This window comes from Candidatus Methanoperedens nitratireducens (assembly GCF_000685155.1).
Classification (GTDB): domain Archaea; phylum Halobacteriota; class Methanosarcinia; order Methanosarcinales; family Methanoperedenaceae; genus Methanoperedens; species Methanoperedens nitratireducens.
This window is the reverse complement of the sequence record NZ_JMIY01000007.1, coordinates 340,270-357,064: the sequence shown is the minus strand read 5'-3', so window position 1 is coordinate 357,064 and position 16,795 is coordinate 340,270. Positions and strand designations below refer to the sequence as shown.

17 protein-coding genes are annotated in these 16,795 nt (G+C 41.9%); 2 read left to right on the top strand and 15 right to left on the bottom strand.

The features are described 5' to 3' along the window. Positions 1 to 124: 124 nt before the first annotated feature. The 10 genes from ANME2D_RS13665 to ANME2D_RS13620 form a co-directional block, all read right to left on the bottom strand. The gene (locus ANME2D_RS13665) at positions 125 to 580 is read right to left on the bottom strand and encodes a hypothetical protein (protein WP_048092777.1); all 456 of its coding nucleotides are present in this window, start codon (positions 578 to 580) and stop codon (positions 125 to 127) included. Beyond that, the gene (locus ANME2D_RS13660; protein ID WP_048092772.1) at positions 580 to 930 is read right to left on the bottom strand and encodes a hypothetical protein; all 351 of its coding nucleotides are present in this window, start codon (positions 928 to 930) and stop codon (positions 580 to 582) included. The genes ANME2D_RS13665 and ANME2D_RS13660 overlap by 1 nt, the downstream gene beginning before the upstream one ends. Before the next feature lie 38 nt (positions 931 to 968). Further along, complete coding sequence (locus ANME2D_RS13655) at positions 969 to 1,523, bottom strand: hypothetical protein (protein WP_048092770.1); 555 nt, start codon at positions 1,521 to 1,523, stop codon at positions 969 to 971. An 8-nt stretch (positions 1,524 to 1,531) separates the two neighbouring features. Further along, a complete protein-coding gene (locus ANME2D_RS13650; RefSeq protein WP_048092769.1) occupies positions 1,532 to 5,647 on the bottom strand; it encodes a CARDB domain-containing protein in 4,116 nt (1,371 codons plus the stop codon). 2 nt (positions 5,648 to 5,649) lie between these two features. Continuing rightward, a complete protein-coding gene (locus tag ANME2D_RS13645; RefSeq protein ID WP_048092767.1) occupies positions 5,650 to 7,041 on the bottom strand; it encodes a carboxypeptidase-like regulatory domain-containing protein in 1,392 nt (463 codons plus the stop codon). Positions 7,042 to 7,255: 214 nt separating this feature from the next. After that, entirely contained in the window at positions 7,256 to 8,026 is a 771-nt protein-coding gene (locus ANME2D_RS13640) for a hypothetical protein (protein WP_048092765.1), read from the bottom strand. 341 nt (positions 8,027 to 8,367) lie between these two features. After that, on the bottom strand, positions 8,368 to 8,568 hold the full coding sequence (locus ANME2D_RS13635) for a type II toxin-antitoxin system HicA family toxin (protein WP_048092763.1): 201 nt from the start codon (positions 8,566 to 8,568) through the stop codon (positions 8,368 to 8,370). Between the two features lie 29 nt (positions 8,569 to 8,597). Next, positions 8,598 to 8,819, bottom strand: coding sequence for a type II toxin-antitoxin system HicB family antitoxin (locus ANME2D_RS13630; protein ID WP_048092759.1), 222 nt, complete (start codon positions 8,817 to 8,819; stop codon positions 8,598 to 8,600). Between the two features lie 59 nt (positions 8,820 to 8,878). Next, the gene (locus ANME2D_RS13625) at positions 8,879 to 9,142 is read right to left on the bottom strand and encodes a DUF2283 domain-containing protein (protein WP_081810297.1); all 264 of its coding nucleotides are present in this window, start codon (positions 9,140 to 9,142) and stop codon (positions 8,879 to 8,881) included. Beyond that, on the bottom strand, positions 9,130 to 9,435 hold the full coding sequence (locus ANME2D_RS13620) for a PBECR2 nuclease fold domain-containing protein (RefSeq protein WP_048092757.1): 306 nt from the start codon (positions 9,433 to 9,435) through the stop codon (positions 9,130 to 9,132). The genes ANME2D_RS13625 and ANME2D_RS13620 overlap by 13 nt, the downstream gene beginning before the upstream one ends. A gap of 341 nt (positions 9,436 to 9,776) precedes the next feature. Here ANME2D_RS13620 and larC point away from each other — a divergent pair, with 341 nt between their 5' ends. Then, positions 9,777 to 10,967 (top strand): nickel pincer cofactor biosynthesis protein LarC, encoded by a 1,191-nt coding sequence (gene larC / locus ANME2D_RS13615; RefSeq protein WP_048092755.1) that lies wholly within the window; start codon positions 9,777 to 9,779, stop codon positions 10,965 to 10,967. On the opposite strand, the gene ANME2D_RS13610 is transcribed toward larC, so the two are convergent. Beyond that, positions 10,924 to 11,736 (bottom strand): lipoate--protein ligase family protein, encoded by an 813-nt coding sequence (locus ANME2D_RS13610; RefSeq protein WP_048092753.1) that lies wholly within the window; start codon positions 11,734 to 11,736, stop codon positions 10,924 to 10,926. The two genes, larC and ANME2D_RS13610, sit on opposite strands and share 44 nt — an antisense overlap. Before the next feature lie 23 nt (positions 11,737 to 11,759). Continuing rightward, positions 11,760 to 13,304, bottom strand: coding sequence for a stage II sporulation protein M (locus ANME2D_RS13605; RefSeq protein WP_048092747.1), 1,545 nt, complete (start codon positions 13,302 to 13,304; stop codon positions 11,760 to 11,762). A 93-nt stretch (positions 13,305 to 13,397) separates the two neighbouring features. Between ANME2D_RS13605 and ANME2D_RS13600 the strand changes: the two genes are divergently transcribed. Next, positions 13,398 to 14,105, top strand: a complete 708-nt coding sequence (locus ANME2D_RS13600; RefSeq protein ID WP_052368937.1) for an HhH-GDP family DNA glycosylase — start codon at positions 13,398 to 13,400, stop codon at positions 14,103 to 14,105. 6 nt (positions 14,106 to 14,111) lie between these two features. Here ANME2D_RS13600 and ANME2D_RS13595 read toward each other — a convergent pair whose 3' ends face one another. The 3 genes from ANME2D_RS13595 to ANME2D_RS13585 form a co-directional block, all read right to left on the bottom strand. Continuing rightward, entirely contained in the window at positions 14,112 to 14,768 is a 657-nt protein-coding gene (locus tag ANME2D_RS13595) for a hypothetical protein (RefSeq protein WP_048092745.1), read from the bottom strand. Continuing rightward, positions 14,765 to 15,553: a signal peptidase I gene (locus ANME2D_RS13590; RefSeq protein WP_048092743.1), complete on the bottom strand. Its 789-nt coding sequence runs from the start codon at positions 15,551 to 15,553 to the stop codon at positions 14,765 to 14,767. Before ANME2D_RS13590 ends, ANME2D_RS13595 begins: the two co-directional genes overlap by 4 nt. Before the next feature lie 91 nt (positions 15,554 to 15,644). Beyond that, entirely contained in the window at positions 15,645 to 16,616 is a 972-nt protein-coding gene (locus tag ANME2D_RS13585) for a hypothetical protein (protein WP_048092740.1), read from the bottom strand. Between the last annotated feature and the right edge of the window lie 179 nt (positions 16,617 to 16,795).

Sequence of the window (16,795 nt, the reverse complement as noted above, 5' to 3'; positions counted from 1 at the left end):
TTCATCTCTCACTGCACGCATCGTTTTGCTAGAGAATCCAAGTGTTCCATCATCATCAATTACAGTTTTATATCGAGATATCGCTGAAAATCTCGCTGGAATACAGGCAATTCCCTCAAAAAAATCATTTTGCATCGTTTATCTCATCCAAGTATAAATTAGCACTGGTAACAACATAATCTTTTTCAGATAAACTCTCAATTTGTTTATCATCAGCAAAAAGTACAATTTCTCCTAACCCAAATTTTAAAATTACAAGATTTTCAGGCTTGTTAGGTAATATTTTCTCAATATACCCATAAATATCAGCGTGAGAGGCTTTGTTAAAAGGAATTATCTTCATCTCTCTTTTTTCATTTTTGATTATGGGCTGAACTGTAGAAGCACGTATACGAATATTTTTTATTTTCCCCTCCATATCTTTTTTGCATCGTTTAAGTGGATCGTATACTTCAATTTTAGTACCATCCTCTAATTCAACTGTAATATTCTGTGTATAAACTTTATTTTCATAAACTGATACGGGCGTTATTCCAGCTATTTTACCTTTTAGGAAAAAATTTTTCATTGATTCCTCCATTAAATTATGCTCTCAGGTATACTAGTAACTACATAGCCATTACTTCCAACCAAAGTTGATAATTTCTTTCCGCCTGAGTTAGGAACCTCATAGATGTACCACATATCTCCATCTTTAATTATCTTTTCACCATTTTTCGTAGAATCCATAATTAAATTTTGTATCTCTGCTTCATCAGCATATTTTTCTCCGTATCTTAAAAACTGATTGCCTCTTGGGTGTATTACATGATTATGCCTTATATGCTCCCAACCGGACCCACCTACATCTTCTATCCACACATTACTATTTGAAGCGCTACCAAGTTTTCCATTTTCAAGCTGTGCTCCCTTCTGCCAGATGACACCCAAATCTAAAGCTCCTTGAATTGTTCCTTTTGAAAGTTAGCCTAAACTGATGAGATATTATAACCATGTTTTATAAGTAAGTTTTTCGTTTTATTGTGGGATTCAATTAGAGCTATCACTTCTCTACTTTTTTCCAGTTCTGGATTTAAAAAAAGTAGTTGATCCGTAAGTTGTTTTGTTACTCTAAGTAAAGCAGAAAACACTTCTAAAATAGGTACTTTAAGTTCTTGCCATGGTCGATGATTTTTACACCCACATTTGAATATGATTTTAATCTGTTTACCTTCAGGTACGAATACCAGAGTATCGGGATTATCAAAGAAAGTTTGTTCAACCTCATCTCCCTTTAATAACTTTGGTATTTGCATATGAAGACTCGTTATAAACTGCCATATGTACTCATTTATACAATCCGATGTAGAATCTATTGCACTTGTAAGTATTATGTTGTCATACGAGATACAAATGTCACCAAAAATATCCCAATTAATTAATTCTGCCTCTTGATCTGAAATATTTGGATACCTTTTGATAGTGCTATCAGATTTAACATAGTTGGATAAATTAGTTTCCATATTAAATTTAAAATCATGCATATTTTCACCTATATAGGATAAGATGTTACTATATACCCATTATCTCCTACAATTGTTTTAACCTTAAGCCCCATCTCATCAATATACTCATATAAAATAGTTTTTCGTCCTGTTATATCTGTTGTTTCCGTCTTAGTTCCTTTCTTAATAGAATTGTATATTAATTCTTTAACTTGATCCACGTTCATCGAACTGGGGAATTTTGAGCCACCTGGAATTTCTCCTGTAATATGTTTCTTTAGTATATGAAGCCATCCAGAGGTATCAGTCCCTTCTTCCAGCCATCTTATAACGCTCTTGCCATCCTCAGTTCTCTCAACAACATTCATCGTCTTTTTCAGGTCGCCTCCATTCTCGTAAACCCGTTCCATATCTTTGACGAGAACTTTTTTACTGGCAAGTTCCCTGATCTTATAGTAGATAGTGCCGCTATCATCAGCGTAATTCTTCAGCAGGTTGCCGTAGGCATCCAATATTTCACCATGTGCTCCCTTCTGCCAGATTATACCCAAATCCGAAGCTCCTTGAATTGCTCCTTTTGAAAGTTCCTTTGATATAGATTCTGTTTTGCCTTTTACAACATATTTGAACCTGAGCAGGGCTTTGTTAGCCTTTTGAAGCTTGTATAAAACATTTGGAACCCTCTGGAAATTGAACCATGTCTTAACTCCGTGGATAAATCGGGCTGTCTTTACCGAGGTAATAGCAGCCTCTCCAAACGGACCGTCTGCCGGAATAATTATAGCGCCAACATCGACTGCACATAAACCCGTATCAATAGCTCCGCTTACAGTGATCTCCCCTTCAGCGAAATCTCCTAGACAGAATAGCTTCACACCCTCAAACCCAAGGCTATAAGCCATCTCAAGGGTAGGCCGCCAATCCATATCTATATCTTCAACCGTTACTGGCGCTTCTGAACCTGCTGGAAGCAGATTGTTTGCGTTGCCGTTGATAAAGATTTTATTATTCTGCGGTGTGTACCCAAGGGAATAGAGATATTCGGTTCCGTCCCAGATACCATCTCCATCTGTATCTCTACTCGTAGGACTTGTTTTTGTTACATGAACCTCTTCTCCATCCCACAGACCGTCATTGTCAGAGTCTTTATCGAATAGCGGTTCAGTGTTCAGGGAATACTCTTCATAGTCGTTGAGACCATCATTATCGCTATCTTTTATATTCGGGTTGGAGTATAACAGATAGAAATCAGTGAATCTCATTCCCATCTCAATCCCATCTGTTAATCCATCGCCATCGGTATCGTTGTTATACGGATCGGTTTTGATTATTCCAAGGTATGTTCTCATACCGTTAACCTCATCCCAGTCAGTGAGACCATCGCCATCCGAGTCGAAATTCTGCGGACCGATACTTAGTGTCTTAAATGCCTTGTTGTTCAATTCACTTTTTTCGGCTATGCTGTTCAGCGGATCAACTTTGACATAAATATCAATTGAGGAAGATTTAATGGCATACCCGTAGAGTATAGCAACTTTTGAACTACCCTGGGCGATGCCGCCAGTTATCGTGGCACTGCCAATGTAATTTCCTCCGGCATCTGGATCGCCTTCGTAGAAATAGACGGGGACACTGCTTGTGACTGAGGCGTCACCTGTATTGTGAACCATTGCTTTGATATTTATTTTATCACCCATCTTGAATTCTGGGGTCGTGGGATTGCTACCAGAACTCCATGTGGTTAACCACTTCGTATACCCTGCTACTCCATAAAAGCTGAAGTGATTTGTAGTGGCCTGAACATAGTTATTTGTCGTGTTTACAATTGTAGGGAGGAAATCAACCCTATGGGTGGTCTCATTTACCGTGAAAATCCTTAAATCGTTTTCAGGTATATCACCAAGAGCAGATTCATCGTAAGGTATCTTTATTGTGGCAGATTCAAATGAAGAATTTGTTCTAATTTCAAAGACTTTGCCAATGTTTCCAGACATTCCTGAAAACACCTCAAGTCTTGAAAGATTATAAACCCTGAGAGTGTTGAAAATCTCTCCTTCGCCTGTTATAGTTAAATTTACCTCTCCTCTTACTATTTCCTGGGTAATGGTCTCTTTTCCATCTGGAATGCCGTCCTGATCAGAATCTTTCAAAAGAGGGTTACTTCCTGTATCTACCTCCATGCCATCTTGGAGTCCGTCACCATCAGAATCTGGATTAAGTGGATTTGTTCCTAGAGCGATTTCTTTCCCATCAAACAGATTATCACCATCAGTATCTCTATCATCAGGATTTGTCCCGAAATTTTGCTCTTCGAGATTGGTCAGACCATCCAGATCGATATCTTCATCTCCGTCTTTAATGCCATCGCCGTCTGTATCAACAATAGTTGGGTTTGTTCCTGAGAAATATACTTCGAACAAATCGACAAGTCCATCCCCATCAGTATCATCTGAGAAGGGATTAGTTCCAAGCCTCATTTCAATATTGTTAGGTAATAAATCTCCATCGAAATCCTCTTTATCGTCAGGGATACCGTTGTGAGCTTCATTCACAGCAGTTATAGAGGAATCTGAATCCCCGTTCAGAGGATCGGTTCCTGTTACGTTTATCTCATAGTAATCCGGCAGTGAATCAGAATCTATAAGTCGGGTAATATTCCATGTAGCTAGATTTCCGATGGTGTCTGAAGCAGTAATTTCAAAAGAATTACGACCTTCTGTAATATTTCTGTCGTATATGGTTGAGCCATCCGTGAGGCTTATGGGTTGTCCATTAACTGTTACATTAGCGCCTATGTCAGTCAGGATAAATAATGAATACTCTGGATTGTCAAGTGTTGGATTTTCAGTAAGTTCATTAACTATCAATATAGGCGGCGTATTATCCACTTCCACCCATACCTCCTTCTGCGCCGCGTTCCCTGCCAGATCCATAGCATTTGCCGTTATCCTGTACCACCCGTCTTGATAGCCTGTGGTATTCCAGGCATACGAGTAATTATTTGAGACGAATATGCCGTTAATAGCAAGGGTGGTATTTGCAAGGTTGAGATCATAAATATCCGCAGCTATGTTGATTATACTTCTGACTAAGCTTCTGTTCACAGGCGAGATGATTGCCACTTCAGGCGGGGTAGTATCCGCAATAAGGGTAATGTTATTTGTACCTGTATTGCCGAAGTGATCAATAGTGGTCGCATTAATGTAGTTTTCACCTTCATTCAGTATCAGGGTTAATTGGAACATGCCATCTGTCAGGTTAAGCGTGGAGGAAACGCCGTTTACCATAAGGGTAATGTCAGGTATTGTATAGACCGCTGCATCCTCCACATGCCCTGATAGGATTATATTCGTGCGGTTTACATACCTGCTGTGAATTGAATCAAATACGATCACAGGAGTTGTTGCCTCATCCAGCCTGAGAAGTTCAGCAGTAGCGTACTTCCATGCTTTTTCAAAATGCTCGATTGCATCGATGGGCTCGCCTTTCTGTATCTTCTCAATAGCTTTGTCGAACTCTTTTTGTGCCTTTTCAAGATCCCTGTGCTTTTCTTTTTCATTATTTTGCGGGTAAGCATCATGGTATGAAGCTGCGCGCTGCGCGTCCGTGATAGCCGTCTGCGCTATGTTCCTGTCAGCCTGTACGAGATTTATGAGGGCTTCTATAAGTACATCATTGTAAGTGGCATTTTCTTTGTTCTTTGAAATAACCTCCAGGATGTTCTGGGCTGCTGTCTTCTCAGATTTGAATACAGTCGTCTTAATATCAAATTCAGGCTCCTCGTCATCTTCGTCCTTATCTGCGCTGTCATCATCTGGCTTCTGCACAGGTTTTAGATGATTTTTATCGTACCATAATCCGCTGTCAATACTTTTTGTTATGTAGAGTTTAGCGTTATCCAGTTTTTTGATTATGTCTTTGTTGTTTTTATTTTCAGGAGGCGCTATCGATATGAGGTTCCTGTATGCCTGCTGCTTCAAGGTCAAAGGAGAGGCAGGATCAGGCTGAAGCGAGCTCAGATGGTCTTTTAGACTCTTATGCGGTTTTTCGTCATTATCATTCCGGGTATATCCGGCAGATAGAGCACTGCCTATTGGGGCTGTAATGAGGATTATTATAAGCAGGATAGATAGTAATTTGCTTAAAATCCGCATATTGCCCATGGTTAGATCACCTTTTCGAAAATGATATCAATCGGTGCTATGGAAAGGTCTGGAAGGGGCTGTGGTGTTGGCGTGGGAGTCACTACAGGACGGAGATTGAAGTCCAGCTGGTTAAAGCTGTCCGCTACTACATTTATAGTCTGCGTTTGAGAAACATAGCCGCTTGCCGTAACGGTTACTGCCCTGACACCGCTGGGCACGGAAAGAGCATAATTGTAACTGCTCGGGTTATTATATGTTTGTCCCGTATCAATTGTTATGGTCGCCCCGCGAATAGTATTCCCCGAGGTATCGTAGATAGTACCGTGCAGCACTCCTGACGGACCCGGCGGTGTTGTTGGCACAGGTGTCGGCGTCGGAGTGGGAGTAGGCAGCGGCGTTGGGGTAGGTGTCGGTGCCGCTTTAACATAAGTGTAATCAGTGTCCTGTCCCGTCCAGTCTCCCCACAGGAACGGCTTTGTCTGGAGTTCAGCCTTCCACCAGCCCACTGCATCGGCTGTATATGTGTATTTTGATGTCCATCCATCGACGTAATTTGGCAAGTCGAAAGTCGCAACCACCTGGTTTGATGGATTGTAGAGCAGCGTCCTTTCATCTGACCATGTAAATCCCCTGTCCCATATGTCAAGGGTTTCCCCAAGTATATATTCAGCCTTACCAAAAGCAACCTGACCTTCAGCTAAACTCAGATCAAGGTATATCGGCAGGGTCATGTTCGCCAGGGATGCATAAGAAAATCTTGCAGAAATGTAAAGTATCCCGTCTCTTTTGTAAATCAAATAATGCCCGGATACTGTGTTATTTGATGCGTCCCTGGCAAGAGGCTGCGGGAGCTCGAACTGGAACATATCTGAACTATCATAGAACTTTATTTCATTCGTTTTTGTTTTCGTCCCGTTCCAGCCGTTTTCAATGCCGTTTTCATCGATATACTTTAATTTTAAATCGTTATTATATATGGCTATTGATGATAGAGTCATCCAGTCGCTTCTGCTTACAGGCGAGGGCAGTTCATTCAACACATATACTTCTTTAACCATAAGCGGGTTCAAAAGATACCGTAATTGACTGCCCATGCCGTATGCATTATCAAAATAGACCATATCGCTTGTATTCTGTATCTGTGTATTCCGGGCAGAACCGAGAAGCATGGATGTTTCGCCTGAATCGTTCGTATAGGATATGTCTCTTGGGAGGAATAAGAAACTGTGGTCATTGATTACGAATTTAAAGCCGTTCGTGTTCATGTGGCTGAAATAGGCTGTATAGTTCTTCCCGGTTGCCATAAGGGTATAAGAAGGATCGCTGCTTTGTGAAATTTCGGCGTTCGAAGGCGATATTAAAAGTTGTACTGAGAGCATACATAATATGATGATTTTTACTTTGTCTGCCATACCTGGCAAGTTTAGACTGTTTAGCTATATAATATTAGTCATTAGCATAATTATAATTATAACTATAATAATTATAATCACGCTTCCTTTTATTCAGTATCTACCAGGTCTTTCGGATGAAGAAAACTAATCGGAGTGCTATCCCTTCATATACTCCCTCAAAACAGCAGTCGTATATCCCTTTCGGCAGCGAGAACTCAAGTTTTTATGGAATTTAAATCAACTCAAAAGATGGTTCGTTCAAAAGAGATGCAATTATCTCTTTTATAGAAGTCTCCTTTGACGTCCCTCCACTGATAGCAAGCCAGATTGAGCCTTCAGCCCCAGAAACGCCACCACCTGCAACGAGTTCTGCGGTTGCTCCTGAAAGTAGTGTTATTGCTTCGATTTCAGTAAAAATCTCTCCTGGAACAGGCAAAAGCCGTGGTCCAGAAGCCTCAGGAGCATTAAGCCTTAAAGCTATTTCATCAAGATTACCAGAGATTCGCTTTTCCAGTCCAACCGGAAGAATCAGGTGTACCCGCCTGCCGATCACAGCCTGTAAAGCAACTGCGATCGTACCACCTTTGGGATGGCCGATTAGAATTGCTGCTCGCCTCTGCGATATGTCGATGGCATTAGCACCTTTCAAAATAACGTCTCCCTGCTTCAGATCGTCTACAACATCAAAAATCGTCTTACCCTGCTGCCATTTACCCTTAACAATAACTACATCTCCTGGGAATCCCATTTCATCTGGAAGTCTTCCTGTTTCAGTTGTCGGTTTGGATGGTGGGAGTGTTATACCGCGAAAGAACCGTTTTCGATTAAAACCATTGGATTGATCGATTAGTGCCAGAATCTCCTCGGCAACATAACCATTTGTCGTTCCTGCAACAATTACAATCGTACCTGATTGAAGAGCTGCTTGTATTGCAGGAAGTGTTGCAATTGCTTTTGCAATCAATCTTTTCCCTGCTGCTGGTGTGAGAACAATTTGTATCATTTTATTCCTTCCTTCCCAGAAGTCTTTCTAGGCATCTTGCTTCCTGCTATCATCTGCCAGAACCTTCGCGAAAAATCTTTTGTTCATGCAGTATTCTTTTAGTCTTCAATCAGAGTTAAGTATTTCTATATGTTATCCTGATTATTTAGGGCGCACGATATCCAGGTACTTTTTAATCTTCCTGCAAGATATGCACCTGATTTTCAGGTCGGGGTGGATTAAAAGAATCTGTTCCTCTGGCAGTCGGGTTTTTTTCTTGAAATGCCAGTCATGCTATATTTGTGTTGAGAGAGCGGGGTGTGAGTAATCATTTCTGATTTACTGGCGATAATGAAAGGGTATCACAACTTCTTCATATACTCTTCATATTCCCCATCACTGAGTTCTATCTCCTTTAAAATCTCTTTTATTAATGGGCGTGCTAAATCCCTTCCCCTGTGATGCGGGACTGTGGTGGTTCTTCCATCAGGATGCCTGTAGAACACATGACTCCCCTTCTGGCGAGCCCTCTCAAAACTCAGTTTAAGCAGCAATTTTTCCATTTTTCTGGCATCAATTATTTGAAGCCTGCTTAACCACTCACCTCAACTTGCTGGATTCCGACAAATTGAGGTAAATGTTGTTTGGTCTCAGGCTCCATTTCTTCAAGGCACAGCTCCAATACCTCCTTAAGATTGTTTTGAAGCTCATCGAGGGTTTCTGCCTGCGTATGGGCGCCACGAATTCCCGGAACTATTGCCACGTATAAGCCAGTTTCTGGATCTTTTTCGATATATGCAGTTATTGTAGGCATTTGTAAACCTCGGTAATATCAGATTGATTTATAGGTACTAATTTGTCTTATACTTTATTTTATTCAGGCGCGCAGGTATAGTGTCTATGTTCTATCTTTCTTTTACTCGCATTAAGTATGGTGATTCCTATAATTTCTCCTTTTTCGTATCGAATTATGATATCATCATCGGTAAGCTCGGAATCATCTGCATGACTTGGCTTTTTAAAATTAATATACAAAACATCTGCGTCCTTATCGTAGGATGTCCAGATTCTTGAATGGGGAACCTCCAATAGTTCTGGTATAATTGGTAATATTTTTTTTACCTCTACTGCTTCCATATCTTTCGCCTCCTTTCAAATTGCTTTTTCCGTTTCGTCAGAAAGGCAGTAATAACAAATCCATCTTCTTTACTTAGCTCTCTATATACTACTACTATATTTTTACCGTCTTCTATCTCTCTAATGGCTATACACTCTCCCGCTTTGCCTTCATAAATTGCATCCGGCTCCTCTACCGTTTCTAGAACCTCAAAATAATAGCCTGCCATCTCTGAGTGTTCCTCTGTGACATGAAACCACCTCTCTTCTGTTAATCTGATTGATACATCATTTTTAGATTTGACCACATCCATATTCTCCCAATTTCTTTCGCAGTATTAATTTTTTTCTCTGCTTCTTGGTTCATCTCTCAATTCTCATTATGGGAGCATGAGAATTAGCCCTTCAGGCAGTCACGGTATCCCCATACAAATGCGCAATGCCTGTATAAGCTGTCTATCCGTGAGTTGCATTATAACTCTTGTTAGACTGGGGCGGATTAAAAGAATCTGTTCCTCTGTCAGTCGGGTTTTTTGCTTGAAATGCCAGTCATGCTATATTCAGGTTGAGGGAGCGGGGTAATTCAAGAAATCCCATCCCTACAACCTGTCGGGTGAATTTTTATAACAACAGGACTATAGTAACTACTGATAACATGAAAGCAATCCTGTTCGACCCATTCTCCGGCGCCTCAGGCGATATGATAATCAGCAGCCTGATTGATCTTGGAGCAGATGCCGACAAAATCAGAGAAGCCATGGAACTGGCCGCCTGCGTGGATGTTGAGATCTCTAAAACCACCAGGAAAGGAATCTCGGCACACTCGGTTAATGTAGCAACAAAAAAAGAAGGTAGTCTAACACTTGCGCAAATCCTGGAGCGTATCAAACCCCTGGGCCTTCCTCAGGAGATCATATCGGATGCGATCTCGGTCTTTAACATCCTGGGAAAAGCAGAAGCTAAAATCCACGGTGTAGCCCTTGATGAATTACATTTCCATGAGCTCGGGCAGGAGGATGCTATTGCTGATATTATTGGAGCATGTACTGCCTTTCATGAGCTCGGACTAAAACAGCACAGGATCTACTGCACACCCATATCTGTTGGAATGGGATTTATTGAGTTCTCGCATGGGAAATTTCCTGTGCCTGCACCTGCTGCGCTTGAGATTTTGAAGGAATACTCACTGCCGTGGCAGCACGGGCCAGTAGAAGGAGAATTGCTCACACCCACAGGCGCAGCGCTGCTTGCCCATTTTGTCAATGAGGCCGGGACATATCCTCCAGTGAGGACAGAACTGATCGGTTATGGAGCAGGGAGCAGGGATACTGCTGTGCCAAATGTCCTTCGCGTGATCTCTGGTGAGATCGATGAAGCGCTCATCTCGGATAGGATCGAGGTGCTTGAAACAAATGTTGATGATGTCACAGGTCAGGTGCTTGGGAACCTTATTGATGAATTGCTCAGGGCAGGGGCTCTGGATGTTGCCATAATACCCGCTACCATGAAAAAAGGACGAAGCGGCCATATCATCCAGGTAGTTGCAAAACCAGGTGACTCTGAGAAGCTTGTGCGTAGGATAATAGAAGAGACAGGTTCTCTGGGCGTCAGGATAATCCCGATAAAACACAGATTGATCGCCCATAGGGAGATTGGCAAAGTGGAGATCGCTATAGATAACAAAATTTTTCCAATATCCATCAAGATTGCCAGGGATCTGCGCGGGGTTCTACTTAATATCTCGGCTGAATTTGAGGACTGTAAAAGGGCGGCGCATGAGTCCGGTATTCCTGTAAGGGATGTTATTCGGATTGCAGAGGAGGAGGCGCGGAAGACCGTTTCCTGAGCGCGCGTTTGATATCCATCCTGTATACCCAGTCATGCCTCAGGTACTTATCCAGTAACTGATTTGCCATATTTACTTCACCATCTGTTAATATGCCATTTTTCAATGTTATTCCAAGTGCCTCCTCAAATCCATGTCTCAGTGCTTTTTTAATAGTTTCGATATCAGTAATGCCTGTCTCCTTCAGGGTTATCATCCCATCACTTGCGCGCTCAACAGGGCGCAGGTTCTTTGTCGGATTTTTAAGGACCTTATCCATTAGCTCAAAATCAAAATCCACCAACATGCTGCCGTTTACCAGTACAGCACCATCAAAACGCCCCTGCGCATTCCCGGAGATCTTTCTGCCCCTTGAATAAACAGCATTGCGGGCAGGTTCGATCTCCCCTCCCGGCCCGATGACCTCAAGCGCTGTGACTACACCGCCCAGAACTTTTATATATGCGGCCTGGATATCCCCGGGTATAACGCCCTCCTCCCTGCCGATCACAGAGTAAAGTATCTGTTTCTCATCGCAGAAACCGCACCCCCCACCCAGTGTCCTGCGCACTATCCCGATATTGCTCTGTCTGCAAAAATCAGCGTTAACCTCATCCTCAACACACTGGTGATAGCCAAGATATACAACAGGTGAGCGCACGCGCCAGAAAAGGATGGTTTCAGGAACCAGGCCTGCACCGACATGTCTGGCAATGGATTCAAAAAGTGCTGCGCTACAGAAGCCATCGATCCTATCAGGGTCAAGGAAGCGCCACGATTCGTTTTCCATTTAACTTTTTTTCTCCTTTTTGCTTAGACCACTAATAAAGCCACGATCGGGCTAATAAAAGCTTCAAGAAATGCAGCAATGCCTATCAACAATAATGCAGCAAGCACGACCTTAAGGGCCTCATCGATAATCTCATTTTCGTTTTCTAAACCTTTTATGAATTTTACTCCCAGCCTTATACCAGCGGCTGTAGCAATCACGAATGCCGTTATCTCAAAGACGCCATGCACAGCAATAAAAGCTGATGCTGTTTCTGCAGGTAATACTCCATAAAATAATCCAATTATAATTCCAGTAACTGCTATGCCCAGTACAGATGGTATTACAAAAAAGAGACCACTTAACCCCTGATTTAATGCTACCATGCTATTATTTGAGAAATAATATACTAAGTCAATGAATGGCATTGAAATGTAAGGACCGATTAACCTGCTCTCTGTATATCCTGTTGATATGAGTTTCATAAACCCTTCACTTAGAAAAGAAAACGAGTTCCCTATGTAATACCCTATACCGAATCCTATCACATAAAAATAAAGAGATAGAAGAATATAGCTAATATTCTTTTTAGCAAAATTAACTAAAATCCGGGGTGACTCTATTATAAATTCTTTCGCTGCCTTAATAAACTCAATCTCCTTTTCCATTACCCTGACGGTTCTCCCGGTTTTATCGAGGAAGAAATTTAGCTTGGCTAACTGCAGCAATGGATTCAGAAAAACCAGGAAAAGAAGATTGAAAAATTCTGAAAGACTGGAATTAAATATCACTGCTATCAGATTAAATACACCGGATGTAATAGTGTATATTGCAACAACGCTGATCAGAATAAAAATGAAAAGTAAGATAGATCCGATATCTCCAGCGACTATCTCTTTGCTTCGTCTAATCGCCTCTATTATACCTTTATTCTCGATTACAATGGATTCCTCAGCAAAAAACAATAATATCATTGCTATGATCCATATAATAAAAAATACCAGCATCAGGAGTATAAATATAATAACATTTACAGGTGAAGGAATGATTACAAACGTGAAAAACGGCATAAAAAAGAGTATAACAGAAAATACGATTATTAAGACCCACAGTCCTGCTATACGATATAGATTTTGTTTAGCATAATACCGGAAGTTTTTGAAATCCAGTGAAGTAGTGATCCCCTGCCAGATATATCCTATAGTTCCTGCCCTTGCCCATGCATATAAAACAAAGGACAGGATCATAAATATAAAAAGTAAAACAAAAAAAACGATTAAAATATATGCCATCTCAGGAAACAGGCTGGAAAATTCTCTCTCTAATTCCTGTATTCGCGGATCGGTATAATTTACAACATTCCCAACCCTGTTATCCATCATAATCTCAGAGAGTAGATCCTGGTTTTTCTCAATAATGGGTAGAACTTTTTCTAAAATAGGTAATGCAAATAATGCAAAGGTGAATATGATTGTCCATGCTAATGCATAAAACAATGCCTCAGAGATCAGGAAAGGAATTATGAGTCCTGGAGCGTACTTAAGCTGGTGGTATCCTGATTTAAAGTATGAACCTGCATCCTGTGCCACGAAACCTCAATTTATTTTAATAAGTCAATCGATCCGAACTAGCATATATTACTTTGCCCTTATATAATCCTTCTATGCATATGGAAGAGTGTTATGGGTATACATGAGCATGAGAGCAAGAGAGAAATCCTCAGGCGACTCATGGAGGAGCGGGGCGGCAGGTTCTCTGATGAACTTGGCATTGATATAGAGTCAGGCAGCTCAGAAGAGATATTCAAGTGGTTCCTGGCCTCGATTCTTTTTGGCGCCAGGATAAGGAAGGATGCGGCAATAAAGACATACCATGAGTTTGAGAAGCAAAATGTGCTCACGCCTGAAGCAATTCTCAGTACAGGCTGGGATAGTCTTGTAAAAATTCTGGACGAAGGCGGGTATGCGCGCTATGACTTTAAGACAGCGACAAAACTGCTTGGTATTGCACAGATGCTGAACAAACAGTATAATGGCGATTTGAATTTACTCCATGAAGAAGCAAGCGACCCACGGGATCTGGAATCAAAACTCATGGAGTTCAAAGGTGTGGGTCATGTAACTGTGAATATATTCCTCCGTGAGCTTCGAGGAATCTGGAAAAAAGCCGACCCGCTGCCCGGTGATCCTGTTATTACTGCAGCCCGAAGTTTAGGGCTTACAGAACTGGAGGGAGGGAATGATGAGGAGAAAAAGAAGATTCTCCTTGAGCTTGAAGAGCTCTGGGATCAGGCGAACCTTCCCTATCGTTTTTCTGATTTTGAGGCTGCCCTTGTTAGATTCGGGATTGAGTCTCGACGAAGCAAGTACAGGAAAAATAAAGGAGGTTAATTATAGTTATACTCCAAGTATCTTCATCCAGATACTGGCAATACTGTTGAATAAATCTATAATGACGTTTATAGGCGCCATGACCGCCTCCCTGATCTCAGGATTTACTACACTGTTCAGGCTATCAGGCAGTGCAGTTGATGCTCTGGGTTCTTTGCCTGTTACTCTTAGTATCTCCTCTCTTGAAGGCGAAACGTCGCCGTGGCATCTGGGGCATTTTTCCTCAACCAGAAAAGGCCTGTGGATACCGTGGAGTCTTCTATCGTTATTGAAGCTGTGGCAGTAGCTGCACTCTTTGCTTTTTGGTATCACCATTGAGTCACCGCTTCCACCTGGAGGTATCTTTGCAATCGTGGAATTCCATCCTCCTGATGAGTGACAGGTGGTGCAGTTTTTTTTCCCGTGGATTGCATGGAGATCCGGGTTCTTGACCTGTTCCCCGTGGCATCTGCTGCATATAGTCGGGTTAATATGGACACCTGTATAGCTTACGCTGTCGTCTGAGATATGGCAGTTACCTGAGCATGCCCCTATCGTGTGGCATTCAGCGCAATACCTTCCTGTGTGGTCTCTACCAAAATCATAATCACTCATCGAAGGTGCGGTAGCTATATCTGCCCAGATAAAGATGAGAAGGGTCATGATGATTATTTTTTTTATCATTTTTTAATCATGGTCAGAAGTACAAATAAGATTATCATTATTGATATCAAAGGCCCGTAGGTCTGCATCGTTTGAATGTTACCTCTGATCGCTTTTAAGGTAGGGTCCTGAGCCCTGATAGGGTTATCGATAGGCATGAAGTAGTAGCCTAAGCCTTTTATAACTATTGGTTTCTGGTTTAGAGATATTGCTTTACCTTTTATGTTATCTTTAGTGAGTCTCCAGGTATCTGGTAATGCGTTATCCCCCTTTGTCCTTATCTCATTCTCTGAGACACTGGTGACCCGGTGTACGTACATCATATCGTTATCCGGTGGAATGAAGACTATAACATCTCCCACTGTTATGTTCTTAGTCAGCGCCTCTGTCACAATGAGATCACCGGGCATTATAAGAGGTGCCATGGACTGGGTGGTAACCATGGCGAGGAAGAGAGTCTTGGTGAGTATCAGGATTATTAAGGTTCCGCTTAGCACCAGGCTTCCCATCTCGAAGAACACAGTGTTGCGGAGTATCCTTTTCTTTTCCATAGATTTAGAGATGTATCTGATTTTTGCCTCGTTTTGTCTCCTCTTCAGGTATTCCCAGGTTTTAGTTAGTAACTTTATTGCCTTAGCTGCCTCAGGATAGGTGAATTTCTGCCTTGTTATTAGAAGATAGAATGTGATCCCCGCAATTATTGATGTTGCAGCAGGATAGACCATTGTTAAGTAAAATGCCCTGGTCTCTGTCAGGTCCTTCAATATGGATATTATGCTCTCCGGGATTATCTGGTCAAGTACCATGCTTAATATCTTATTTTAAGCTCAAGCTTAAATGTTTTCCCCACAAAGTCAAAAAAGAAAAGATGAGGTTTTAAAACCTCATATTGATTATTTACTTGAAGGCTCCACCATACTTTGTGGATGTCAGTACTGTTGTGTTGGTTGTATTGACTGTATAATCTACTGTTATTGCGCCAGTTCCCATAGATGTCAGATTTGCATCGAAGCCTGTCGACTTCTCTATATTAAGCTGGACGTTTGCATGTGTATGGCACCCCATACAGGTATAGTAGTCCTGGTTAAGTTGTTCCCCTGTTAAAGCATTCTTGTAATAGTCCGGCTGTTCTGCTGAAGCTCTGAACCACTTGTTGTGTGCATCCACGCTCCTGTTCAACTGCTTGCCTGTCTGTGCAGCCTTTGAGGAGGCAAACTTGGATATGTCAGCCATGTACGATACTCCGGCGTCCCTGCCAGTGGAAGGATTGCTAACAGTGGTGTTTGCACCGTGGCACCATTCATTGGTACAGCCTCTTACCTGAACCCTGGTGTGCGTGCCGCCGTAGAAGTATGCTGCTCTGTGGCAGACCAAGCAAGCACTCCATTCCTTGCCGCCGTAACTGTCGGTTGCAACCTGGCCAATCACGCCTCCTCCAGCATTGCTAACTACTATCCAGGCACCAGTTGCGTTTCGGCCCAGTATATCGCCGGGTTTAACCTTACCGCTTGACTGCTGTGCATTTGCAGTGAAGAAGAGGTTATATCCTGGATATGCTGAGATGTTTGCCGAGTCGTTATTCATGTCAGTTCCATAGTATGCAACATATGTGGTGTAATTCGTATCATCTGCTGCCTGACCATGCTTGACCCATATACTTCCAGCATTAGCACTTGCTAAAGCCGCAGCATCAAAAATGTACTGGTGGCATTCTCTGCAATCAAGAGCCTTACCACTTGATCCCGAAGCTATGTTGGGATCGTTATATTCAACCGTGTGTGTGCCTGCATATGTAGCAAGCAGGTTAGGCATCGCAAAAAGCCCAACTGCAGCTATGGCAAGCACCATTAAATATTTAGTGTTTCCCATTTCTATTCACCTCTATCCTATATTCAAGGCGAAAATGCATCCCTAGCTTATGCCAAGTCTGCACCTATGCCGTTTTTCTGGCATAAGAATGTAGAAAGGTATGATACCCTTACATCCTATAGCATGATTCTAAGTTCTCCGTAATTTTTAAGAACCATCAAGCAGATTATTAAATGGGG